12 protein-coding genes are annotated in these 10,643 nt (G+C 68.4%); all 12 read left to right on the top strand.

Annotated features, from left to right (window positions below):
• Nucleotides 1-80: 80 nt before the first annotated feature.
• The gene (gene ruvA, locus IP78_RS09760) at nt 81-698 is read left to right on the top strand and encodes a Holliday junction branch migration protein RuvA (protein WP_054111491.1); all 618 of its coding nucleotides are present in this window, start codon (nt 81-83) and stop codon (nt 696-698) included.
• Nucleotides 695-1,726, top strand: a complete 1,032-nt coding sequence (gene ruvB, locus IP78_RS09755) for a Holliday junction branch migration DNA helicase RuvB (RefSeq protein ID WP_054111490.1) — start codon at nt 695-697, stop codon at nt 1,724-1,726. Before ruvA ends, ruvB begins: the two co-directional genes overlap by 4 nt.
• Nucleotides 1,727-1,779: 53 nt before the next feature.
• Nucleotides 1,780-2,952 carry an ATP-binding protein gene (locus IP78_RS09750; RefSeq protein WP_082384944.1) on the top strand — a complete coding sequence of 391 codons (1,173 nt, stop codon included), beginning with the start codon at nt 1,780-1,782 and terminating at the stop codon, nt 2,950-2,952.
• On the top strand, nt 2,949-3,398 hold the full coding sequence (gene ybgC / locus IP78_RS09745; protein WP_054111489.1) for a tol-pal system-associated acyl-CoA thioesterase: 450 nt from the start codon (nt 2,949-2,951) through the stop codon (nt 3,396-3,398). The genes IP78_RS09750 and ybgC overlap by 4 nt, the downstream gene beginning before the upstream one ends.
• A gap of 130 nt (nt 3,399-3,528) precedes the next feature.
• Entirely contained in the window at nt 3,529-4,287 is a 759-nt protein-coding gene (tolQ, locus tag IP78_RS09740; protein ID WP_054111488.1) for a protein TolQ, read from the top strand.
• Between the two features lies 1 nt (nt 4,288).
• Complete coding sequence (gene tolR / locus IP78_RS09735) at nt 4,289-4,744, top strand: protein TolR (protein WP_054111487.1); 456 nt, start codon at nt 4,289-4,291, stop codon at nt 4,742-4,744.
• Between the two features lie 3 nt (nt 4,745-4,747).
• Nucleotides 4,748-5,581, top strand: coding sequence for a hypothetical protein (locus tag IP78_RS09730; protein WP_054111486.1), 834 nt, complete (start codon nt 4,748-4,750; stop codon nt 5,579-5,581).
• A gap of 144 nt (nt 5,582-5,725) precedes the next feature.
• Nucleotides 5,726-7,138: a Tol-Pal system beta propeller repeat protein TolB gene (gene tolB / locus IP78_RS09725; protein WP_054111485.1), complete on the top strand. Its 1,413-nt coding sequence runs from the start codon at nt 5,726-5,728 to the stop codon at nt 7,136-7,138.
• Nucleotides 7,139-7,272: 134 nt separating this feature from the next.
• A complete protein-coding gene (pal, locus tag IP78_RS09720; RefSeq protein WP_054111492.1) occupies nt 7,273-7,824 on the top strand; it encodes a peptidoglycan-associated lipoprotein Pal in 552 nt (183 codons plus the stop codon).
• Nucleotides 7,825-7,931: 107 nt separating this feature from the next.
• Nucleotides 7,932-9,056, top strand: a complete 1,125-nt coding sequence (locus IP78_RS09715; RefSeq protein ID WP_054111484.1) for a DUF3667 domain-containing protein — start codon at nt 7,932-7,934, stop codon at nt 9,054-9,056.
• Between the two features lie 40 nt (nt 9,057-9,096).
• The gene (locus IP78_RS09710; RefSeq protein ID WP_054111483.1) at nt 9,097-9,951 is read left to right on the top strand and encodes a tol-pal system YbgF family protein; all 855 of its coding nucleotides are present in this window, start codon (nt 9,097-9,099) and stop codon (nt 9,949-9,951) included.
• Nucleotides 9,952-9,995: 44 nt separating this feature from the next.
• On the top strand, nt 9,996-10,643 hold a 648-nt coding region (tilS, locus tag IP78_RS09705; protein WP_231680979.1), incomplete at its 3' end, for a tRNA lysidine(34) synthetase TilS.

Below are 10,643 nucleotides of genomic sequence, written 5' to 3'. Positions count from 1 at the left end.
GCCGCCCCCTCCACCCCCGCGCAAGCGCGCGGCGGTCCCCCTCCCCCGTTCCGCTTCGCTCCCCGGGGGAGGATCGCGTCATGATCGGTCGCCTGCGCGGGGTCCTGGCCGAGGTCGAGGAGGGGCACTGCCTGATCGACTGCGCGGGTGTGGGTTACGTCGTGACGTGCGGGGCGCGGACGCTCCAGCGCCTGCCGGCGCCCGGCGACGAGGCGACGCTTCATGTCGAACAGAGCTGGTCGGCCGAGAACGGGCCGAGGCTGTATGGCTTCCTGACGCGGGACGAGCGCTGCGCCTTCACGACGCTGCTGGGCATCCAGGGCGTGGGGCCCAAGGCGGCGCTGTCGGTGCTGGACGTGCTGCCGCCGGGCGAGCTGGCCTCGGCCGTGGCGCGCGAGGACAAGGCGGCGGTCGGGCGCGCCAACGGCGTGGGGCCGAAGCTCGCTTTGCGGATCGTCACCGAGCTGAAGGGCAAGCCGCTGGGGGATGTGTCCTTCACCCCGTCCGCGCCGGGGGTTCACGTCGAGGCCGCCGCGCCGGTTCCGAGCGTCACGGGCGAGGCGGTGTCGGCCCTGCTGGGTCTCGGTGTTGCCGAGGTCAACGCGCGCCGCGCTGTGGATCAGGCCCTGATCCGGCTGGGTGACGACGCCGATCTGTCGGCCGTCATCCGGGCGGCCTTGCAGGAGCTGGGGCGGTGAGCGACGACCGCATCGTCTCCGGCCAGGCCGCACCCGGCGAGGCCTACGACCGGGCGCTCCGCCCGCAGACCCTGTCGGACTTCGTCGGACAGGAGCAGGCCAAGGGCAATCTGAAGGTCTTCATCGAGGCGGCGCGCGGGCGCGGCGAGGCCATGGACCACGTCCTGCTGTTCGGCCCGCCGGGGCTGGGCAAGACGACGCTGGCCCAGATTGTGTCGCGCGAACTGGGCGTGGGCTTCCGGGCGACCAGCGGGCCGATCCTGGCCAAGGCGGGCGACCTCGCGGCCATCCTGACCAATCTGGAACCGCGCGACGTCCTGTTCATCGACGAGATCCATCGCCTGGCCCCGGCGGTCGAGGAGATCCTCTATCCGGCCATGGAGGACCATGTGCTGGACCTCATCATCGGCGAGGGGCCCTCGGCGCGGTCGGTGCGGATCGACCTGGCCCCCTTCACCCTCGTGGGGGCGACGACGCGGGCGGGGCTGCTGGCCACGCCTCTGCGCGACCGGTTCGGCATCCCGCTGAGGCTGGAGTTCTACACGCCGGACGAACTGGTCCGCGTCATCACCGGCGCGGCGCGCAAGATGGGCGCGCCCATCAACAACGACGGTGCGCGCGAGATCGCCTCGCGGTCGCGGGGCACGCCGCGCGTGGCCGGCCGCCTGCTGCGGCGCGTGCGTGACTTCGCCGGGGCCGAGGGCGCGCCCGTCATCGACAGGCTCGTCGCCGCCCGCGCACTGAGCCGTCTGGAGATCGACGAGGCGGGTCTGGACGCCAATGACCGCCGCTTCCTCAAGGCCCTGATCGAGAACTACGGCGGCGGCCCCGTCGGCATGGACACGCTGGCCGCCGCCATCGCCGAGGCCCGGGACGCCGTCGAGGACGTGATCGAGCCCTATCTGCTCCAGCAAGGCTTCATCCAGCGGACGCCGCGCGGCCGCATGGCCTGCGCCCGGGCCTATGCGCACCTCGGATTGGCGGAGCCGCCCAAACCAGGAAATCCACAGGCAGGGCTGTTCGAATAGAGACCTTATGAAAATATAAGCCATCTAGCTTAGAATATGATAACTTTCTTATCATGGACGCGATTAGAAATCCTTTCGCCCCCGGCGCGGGGTCTCCACCGCCTGAACTAGCCGGCCGAACGCATATCTTGAACCAGGCGGAGGTCGCCCTCGGGCGCACTCAAAGGGGCCGACACGCTAAGAGCGTGATGATTGTCGGTCTGCGCGGCGTCGGGAAAACCGTTCTCCTAAATCGCATCTTGGCTCTCGCTGATGAGCAGGGCTACGTCGCCGAGATGATCGAGGCACCGGAGAACAAGAGCCTCGCCGCTTTGCTGACACCCGCGCTGCGGGCCCTGATCTTGAAGCTGGATCGGGGCGAACAGGCCAACGCAGCCGCCAAGCGGGCGTTTCGCGTTCTCAGAGGTTTCGCGGCCGCCATCCGCGTCCGGTACCAGGACATTGAAATCAGTCTGGAAGGCGAGCCTGAACCTGGTCTGGCCGACAGTGGCGACCTTGAAGCCGATCTGCCTGATCTGCTGATCGCGCTTGGAGAAGCTGCTCGGGAACGCGGGACGGCGGCGGCCTTGATCATGGATGAGCTTCAGTATCTCGACGAAATCGAGATGAGCGCCCTTATCGTCGGCATGCACAAGGTGGCGCAACGCCAACTGCCGCTAACCCTCTTCGGGGCTGGCCTACCACAACTGGTCGGATTGACGGGGCGGTCGAAGTCATACGCCGAGCGACTGTTCGACTTCCCCGTCGCCGGACCGCTTTCTCTAGATGACGCACGTCTCGCATTGCGCACGCCGATTGAAGATGAGGGCGCGGACATCACCGAGCCCGCAATCCGTCGAATTCACGACTTGACAGAGGGATACCCCTACTTCCTGCAGGAGTGGGGATATCACGCTTGGCTTGGGGCAGCGGGTCCGCAGATCGGCGTAGGGGATGTCGACCAGGCGACGCCGGAAGCCGTTGCCGCCCTGGATCGCAGCTTCTTCCGCGTTCGCTTCGACCGGCTGACCCCAGCCGAGAAGCGGTATCTCAGCGCCATGGCGCGGCTCGGAGCGGGCCCACATCGCTCGGGAGACATCGCGCAGGAGTTGGGCGTCAAGGTGAACAGTACCGGCCCGGTCCGGGCCAGCCTGATCCAGAAGGGCATGGTCTACAGTCCGGCTCACGGCGACACCGCCTTCACCGTTCCGCTTTTCGATCAGTTCATGGCGAGGACGATGCCATGACCGACACCCCCACCTCCGGCCGGTTCGACGGGCGCGACCACCTGCTGCCCGTGCGGGTCTACTATGAGGACACCGACTTCACCGGGGTGGTCTATCACGCCAACTATGTCCGCTATCTCGAGCGGGGGCGGTCGGATTTCCTGCGCGCCATCGGGATCGGCCACGCCCAGCTGCTGGAGGACGCGGCACCGATGGCCTTCGTGCTCGCGGAGATGAAGCTGACCTTCCTCAAGCCCGCGCGCATCGACGACGCGTTGACGGTGCGCACGCAGTATGACGCGATCAAGGGGCCTCGCCTGCTGATCTCCCAGATCATCGAGCGGGACGGAGAGCCGCTGTGCCGGGCCGAGGTGACGGCCGTCTGCATCCATCTGGACGGGCGGCCGCGCCGTCCGAGCAAGGCTCTGGTCGAGGCGGTGACGCCGTGGCTGGCGGGCGGGGCTTGAGTCTTTCGCGCCACAGACCGGCGGCCGTCAGATTTCGGCAGGCTCCGGTAAGGACATCCCGCGCCGTTCTGCCATAGAACAGCCATGCCTGATCGCTGCATAGATCGGGCCTCGAACCTGGGACGACCGAATGACCGCCGAAGCCGCCGAAGTCAGCCTTCTCAACCCCGTGCACCTGTTCATGGCCGCCGACTGGGTGGTGAAGTCGGTCATGATCGGCCTGGCCATCGCCTCGGTGTGGTCGTGGACGGTGATCATCGACAAGGCCTTCCGCTTCGCCGCCCTGAACCGTCAGGCCGACGCCTTCGAAGCCGCTGTCGCCTCCGGACGATCGCTGGAGGAGGTCGCCGCCCAGGCCGGACCGGAGCCGACCCACGCCTTGCCGCGCATGCTCCAGATCGCGCTCGCCGACTGGCGTGAGAGCCGAGCCAAAGGGCCGCTGACCGACACGCAAGGAAATCTGCTGATCGCCCGTATCGACCGCGCGCTGGACAGTCTGATCGCGCGCGAGGGTCAACGTGTGGAGGAGGGGCTGGGCGTCCTCTCGGTGGTCGCCACCGCCTCGCCGTTCGTCGGCCTGTTCGGCACGGTCTGGGGCATCATGAACGCGTTCGGTGCCATCGCGGCGGCGGGCAACACCAATCTGACGACGGTGGCACCGGCCATCGCCGAGGCCCTGTTCGCCACGGCCATCGGCCTGGCCGCGGCCATTCCGGCCTATATCGCCTACAACAAGTTCTCGATCGACGCGGGCAAGTTCAGCGGTCGGCTGGAGAGCTTCGCCGACGACCTGCAGGCGGCCGTGGCGCGGCGTCTGGGCGGCGGATCCGCGCCCGTCGCCACCCCGCCCCCGCCGCCGTCCGATCTCGGCTTCCGTCGGAGCGTCTGACATGGCGCTGGGTGCGGGCGCAGGTGGGGGAGGCCACGTTCGGGGGCGACGCCGGGCGAGGAAGCGCCCCCTGTCGGAGATCAACGTCACGCCGCTGGTCGACGTGATGCTGGTGCTGCTCATCATCTTCATGGTTTCGGCACCGCTGCTGACCGTGGGCGTGCCAGTCGAATTGCCCAAGACCGAGGCCAGCGCGGTCGAGACCGAAAAGCCGCCCGTGACCGTCTCCATCGACCGGGACGGGGCGATCTTTGTCCAGCGCGACGAGACGGCCTTCGACGCTCTGATCGAGCGGGTCAGCGACGCGGCGGGCGAGACCGAGCGCGACGAGCTGTCCGTGTTCGTGCGCGCCGACGGTCGGGCACCCTATCAGGCGGTGGCACGGGTGATGGCGCGGCTGTCGGCCTCGGGTTTCACCAAGATCAACCTGATCACCGACACGGCGGCCGAGGAATAGAGGGTGGCGACGCGGTCACCCTCGCCGGCGGTCCTGGGGGCGCTTCTGCTGCACGCGGGCGTGGCGGCCCTGTTCTTCGTGCGCTGGCCCCAGAGCGAGGTCATCGTGCCGATGGTGAACTCGGTGCCGGTGTCGATCGTCTCGTCTGAGGTCATCGAGGCCGCCCCGGCCGACAACCCGTCTGAGGAACTTGTGACCGAGGACGCCGCCACCGCGCCGGTCGAGAGCCCGCCCGAGCCGACCCCGACCGAGCCCACGCCGCCGGCACCGGCTCCGACTCCTCCGCCACCCCGGCCCACCCCGACGCCCCGTCCGACGCCGCCGCGCGAGACACGCCCGGCCCCGACACCGCCGAGGCCGACGCCCCCGCGTCCGGAGACGCGGCCGACACCTCCCCGGGCCGAAACCCGGCCCGCGCCATCGCGGTCTGACGCGCCGCCGCTGGATCTGGACGCTCTGGCGGGTCCGCGTCGTCCCGCCCCGACGCCCGGCCCACGCGCACCGGCCGGCCAGCAGGGACGCGGGCAGGCCGCCCAGACCACGGGGCCGCAGATCACGGCCATCTTCAATCAGGTCTATCCGAACTGGACCCTTCCGTGTGACATCCCTGGCGCGAACCAGCTTCGCATCGAGATGGACGTCACGCTGTCCGCCGATGGCCGCATTACCTCCGGGCCGACCCTGCGCAATCCGCGCTCGGACAGCGTCTATCGCGCGGCGGCGGACGGCGCTCTCCGGGCGTTGCGCCAGACCGCCCCCTTCGACGTGCCCCAAGGCTTTCCGGGCGGCCAGTTCCGGCCGACGTTCAACACCGAGCGGGCCTGCCGGAACCGCTGAGGTGCGTCTGACAATCCCTGACGACCCACCCCGGCAGGACTTGCCGTCCCGAATCTCGCCCCAATCGCCGCCAAGCTGGCGTTTGTCACACGGGCCGGGGATAAGGTCCGACGACCTCTCGCCTCGCCGCCTTCGGAGACATCGATGCGTCTGAATCTGCTCCTGACCACCGTCGCCGCGCTTGGCCTCGCCGCCGCGTCCCTGGTACAGGCCCAGACCACGACCCAGAGCCTGAACGGCGGCCCCTCGCGCCAGCAAGCCCAGCAGCAGCCCGCCCAGACCGGCGAGCCCATCGAGGTCGAGATCGATCAGGGCGTCATGCGCCCCTTCCAGATCGCCGTCGCACCCTTCAGTGGCCAGAACGGCGCGTCCATCGCCGACGTCATCTCGGGCGATCTGCGCCGCTCGGGCTTCTTCGAGCCGATCAATCCGGCCAGCTTCATCGAGACCGGACTGACGCTCGCCAATGCGCCGAACTTTCCGCAGTGGACCCAGATCGGGGCCCAAGCGGTGCTGTATGGCTCGGTCACGCCGCGCGCAGACGGGCGGAACGACTTCGGCTTCCGCCTGTATGACCCGTACCGGCAGTGCCAGCTGGTCAGCTACAATTTCACCGCCACGCCCGAGCAATGGCGGCGCATCGGCCACAAGATCGCTGACGTCGTCTATGAGCGCATGACGGGCGAAAGCGCCTTCTTCGACACCCGGATCGTCTTCGTGGCCGAGAGCGGCACGGGTCTCAACCGTCTCAGCCGCTTGGCGATCGTCGATCAGGACGGCGGCAACCCGAACTTCCTGACCGATGGCACCGAGATCATCCTGACGCCGCGCTTCTCGTCCAATCCCGACGAGATCATCTACATGGCGCTGGGCGAGGACTACAGCCGCATCTATCTGTACAATCTGACGACCAATCGCCGCGAAAGCCTGGGCGAATTCGACGGTCAGCCCCTCGCGCCCCGCTATTCGCCTGACGGAACCAAGGTCGCCTTCTCCATCATCCGGGGCGGTAATACGGACGTCTACGTCATGGACCTGCAGACCCGGCGGCTGTCGCGCCTGACGACCGATCCCGGCATCGACACCTCGCCCTCGTTCAATCCGGATGGCACGCGAATCGTCTTCAACTCCGATCGCTCGGGTACGCCGCGCCTTTATGTGATGAACGCCGACGGTTCAGGGCAACGGCCGATCTCGCGTGGTGGAGGCAGCTATACGGCCCCCGCGTGGAGCCCGCGCGGCGACCTGATCGCCTTCACCAAGTCGGGAGGCGGCCAGTTCGGCATCGGCGTCATGGCCCCTGACGGCTCCGGCGAGCGCATGCTGAGCCGCAGCTTCTTTGAGGAGGGCCCGTCATGGGCTCCGAACGGCCGCTACCTGATGTTCTCGCGCCAGACGCGTGGCGGAACCACCAATCTGTGGATGGTCGACCTGTCGGGACGAGTGATCGCCGAGTCGGCCTACCAGGGTCGGGGCAGCGATCCGGCCTGGTCGCCGTTATTGTCCGAAACGCCCACCAACCTCGGTCGAGGCGGTCCCGACAGCTGCGATTCGTAGGAATTCTCCGGGGCGGGGCCCCCGGACGCTCACAACCGCGTCAACGCCCCGGCTGACGCTATAGGACGTAACCCGGTGCCGTTTAAGCTTTGCCCTGGAGAGGCACCGGAGACGACAGAGGAGACGAGCTCATGATGTCCGCATCCCGTATTGCCAAGGTCGCCCTGATCGGCGTCGCCGTCGCAGCCATGGCCGCCTGCGCCCCGCGCCGCCCGGTGGACGGGGTCGTGGACGGCGGAGGGTCAAGCGTGAACGTCCCGCCTTACCCGAGCCCGAACGGGGGAGGGGTCGAGGGTAGCGGCCTCGGGGCGACCCTGCCGGGGTCGGCGAATGATTTCGTCGTCAACGTCGGCGACCGCATCTATTTCGATCTGGACAGCTACCAGATCAGCCCGGAGGCCTATCCGCGGCTGGACGCCCAGGCGGCCTGGCTGCAGCGCTATCCGCAGGTCACGGTCCGCATCGAAGGCAACGCCGACGAACGCGGGACGCGGGAATACAATCTGGCGCTGGGCGCGCGGCGCGCGGAGTCGATCCGCAACTATCTGATCCAGCGCGGCGTCTCGGCCGGCCGGATCGACACCATCAGCTTTGGCAAGGAACGCCCGATCGCCCAAGGGTCCAATGAAGAGGCCTGGGCCCGCAACCGCAACGGCCATACGGCGATCGTATCCGGGGCGCAGTAGGCGTTCTTGTGCGCTAACGCTCGGCCCGCGGAGCCTGGCTGCTCGAGCGTGCTTGCCCCCCCTTGTGCGTCGCGTCACAGTAGTGGCGACGAAGCCAGGGGGCGAGCATGGTGGACATCGACGCCGCGGGCGGAGCGGCGACCGGGGGCCTGATCGCGGCCGCCGTGGAGAAGCCGACCGGGCACGCCGGCGAACCTCACAAGACCTGCACGGACTGCGGCGAACCGACGTCGGGCAAGTTCTGCTCGAACTGTGGCCAAGCCACCCACGTCCACCGCAGCCTGCTGCACCTGTTCGAAGAGGTCCTGCACGGCGTCCTGCACTTCGATGCGCGCATCTGGCGCACGCTGCCGCTGCTGCTGCTCAACCCTGGCCGGCTGACGCGTGAATGGATTCAGGGCAAGCGGACCCGCTACGTCTCGCCGCTGGCCATCTTCCTGTTCACCGTCTTCCTGATGTTCTTCCTGATGAGCTTCGGGGGGGGCGGGGTCGTCAATGTTGCGACGCTGGACGAGCGGATCGCCACGGCGAGGGAGGCGGTCACCCAGGCTGAGGCGGCCGTCGTGGAGGCCGAGCGAGACGTGGCTGTCGGCGAGCCGGGAGCCGAGGCTGTTCTGGCGGGCATGCGTACCGCTGCCGAAGCCGCACGGGGTGAACTGACACGGCTGGAGGAGGCCCGCACAGCCGGGCCGCGTGCAGATGGCTACGCGCCGGGCAGTTGGCAGGCCAGTGTGGCGGACGCGGTGCGAGACGGCAATGTCACCATCGGCGTCGGCGACAAGAAGTTCCAGGAGAAGATCCTGGAAAAACTCAGCAATCCGGACTTCGCTTTCTACAAGGTACAGCAGACGCTCTACAAATTCGCTTTCCTGCTGGTGCCGCTGTCGATCCCCTTCGTCTGGCTTCTGTTCGTATTGAAGCGAGGTTTCACCTGGTACGACCACGGCGTTTTCGTGCTCTATTCCCTGACGTTCATGGCCATCTTCTTCATGGGCCTGTCGATGCTGGATCGGATCGCGGGCACGGACGAAAACTGGTGGCAAGCGACGGTTGCGGGGATTGGCTCCATCCTCGGTCTCGGTGTGCCGGTTCACATGTACGCCCAGTTGAAGGGGACCTATTCTCTCGGGTGGTTCTCGGCGCTCTGGCGAACTTTCGTTCTGATGCTGTTCAGCCTGTTCGTCTTCACCTTGTTCCTGGTGGGCGTGATCCTTTTCGGTCTGGGTTTCTGACGCCTTGCAGTGGCCTCAAATCGGTGAAAGCTCTGCCCTCATGAAGACGAGCCCCAAGACCCTCCGCACCCTGGCGCTGGCCGCCGTCGCGACCGGCGTGATCGTTGGCGGAGTGGTGGCCCAGACCCAGCCCTTGCCCGCCATCCAGTGGGATGTGCGCCGCCTGGATAACCTGGACCGCAACGTGCGCCGCCTGGAACGCGCCATCACCCAGAGGAACAATCAGGGCGTTCCTGTACTGGTAGAGTCGGATCCGGAGCTGGTCGCGCTGCAGGGCCGCGTGGCCATCATGGACCAGCGCCTGCGCGACATGGAGCAGACGGTCCGGCGCGTGAACGCTGATCTCGAGCGCTTGACCTTCGAGCTCGATGGGGCGGGTGGCGACAACTCGGCGTTGCGCACCCGGCTGGTCGACGCAGAGGAGCGGATCGCCGCTCTGGAAGCCGCCAAGGAGGCTGCCGAAGCTGCCGCCCGGGAGGCCGCAGAGTTCGCGGCCCGCTCACCGACCGGCGACGCCGTGACCGATCTGGCGGCCGCCCGCGCCCTTCTGACCAGCGACCCGGCACGCGGCCGCGCGGCACTGGAACTGGTCGCCTCGACCTGGGCCGACACGCCCTCGGGTCGCGAGGCGATGTGGCGTATCGGTGACATCATCCGCGCCGGGGGCGACCAGGCTGGTGCGGTTCAGCAGTATGCGCAGGCGCTGCAAGGCTGGCCGACGGAGGGCTGGGCCGGGGAAGTGACGCTGAAACTCGCGCGCGGGCTGGAGGCCACCAACCGAGATCCACAAGCCTGTGCTGCTCTGGGTGAGTACGACCGCCGCTACGCCGCCAGTTCCACGCCGGCCCTGCGGGATATCGCCGCACGAACGCGCGTACAGGCTAACTGCCGCTGAACCGGGACGGCCCCGGTGCCGGACTGGAGCGCCGCGTCGCCGCCGTGTTCGATGCGCGGCTGGAGCGGGATGTCGCTCATCCGGTGGCCTTGGCGCTGTCCGGGGGGGGCGACTCTCTCGCGCTGCTCCACATCGCCGCCGCATGGGCGAAGCGGGCCGGGCGGCAGCTGCTGGCGATCACGGTCGATCACGGGCTGACGCCGGCCAGCGCCGACTGGAATCGGTTCTGCGAATCCCAGGCGCATCGGCTGGGAGCGAACTGGATGCTTCGGCGCTGGGATGGGGAGAAGCCCGCGACCGGCCTGCCCGCCGCCGCGCGCCGCGCGAGGCACGCGCTGGTCGCCGATGCCGCGCGGGAGGCCGGGGCGCGGGTCGTCCTGTTTGGGCACACCGCAGACGATGTGGACGAGAGCGACTGGATGCGTGAACGCGGCTCCACGCTCGGGCGGCTGCGGGAGTGGTCGCCCAGCCCGGCGTGGCCGGAGGGGCGCGGGCTGATGCTGCTCCGGCCGATGCTGGGGGAGCGGCGGGAGGCGTTGCGGGCGTTTCTGCGGGTGACGGGAGCGGAGTGGATCGAGGATCCGGGGAATGTCGGGTTCGACAGAGGCGCGGCGCGTCGTGCTCTGACCCCTCTCCCGGCGGGAGAGGGCTTGAGGCTCGGAGAGCGTAGCGATCCGCAAGCCGAAAGGGGG

The sequence above is a fragment of the Brevundimonas sp. AAP58 genome (assembly GCF_001295975.1).
In the GTDB taxonomy this organism is placed as follows: Bacteria; Pseudomonadota; Alphaproteobacteria; order Caulobacterales; family Caulobacteraceae; genus Brevundimonas.
Note: the sequence above shows the minus strand (reverse complement) of the source record. Positions and strands in the feature narration are given on the sequence as shown.

Coding starts and splice junctions, on each gene's coding strand:
- ruvA (WP_054111491.1), top strand. CDS start 81: ATGATCGGTCGCCTGCGCGGGGTCCTGGCCGAGGTCGAGGAGGGGCAC.
- IP78_RS09750 (WP_082384944.1), top strand. CDS start 1,780: ATGGACGCGATTAGAAATCCTTTCGCCCCCGGCGCGGGGTCTCCACCG.
- ybgC (WP_054111489.1), top strand. CDS start 2,949: ATGACCGACACCCCCACCTCCGGCCGGTTCGACGGGCGCGACCACCTG.
- tolQ (WP_054111488.1), top strand. CDS start 3,529: ATGACCGCCGAAGCCGCCGAAGTCAGCCTTCTCAACCCCGTGCACCTG.
- tolR (WP_054111487.1), top strand. CDS start 4,289: ATGGCGCTGGGTGCGGGCGCAGGTGGGGGAGGCCACGTTCGGGGGCGA.
- tolB (WP_054111485.1), top strand. CDS start 5,726: ATGCGTCTGAATCTGCTCCTGACCACCGTCGCCGCGCTTGGCCTCGCC.
- pal (WP_054111492.1), top strand. CDS start 7,273: ATGTCCGCATCCCGTATTGCCAAGGTCGCCCTGATCGGCGTCGCCGTC.
- IP78_RS09715 (WP_054111484.1), top strand. CDS start 7,932: ATGGTGGACATCGACGCCGCGGGCGGAGCGGCGACCGGGGGCCTGATC.
- IP78_RS09710 (WP_054111483.1), top strand. CDS start 9,097: ATGAAGACGAGCCCCAAGACCCTCCGCACCCTGGCGCTGGCCGCCGTC.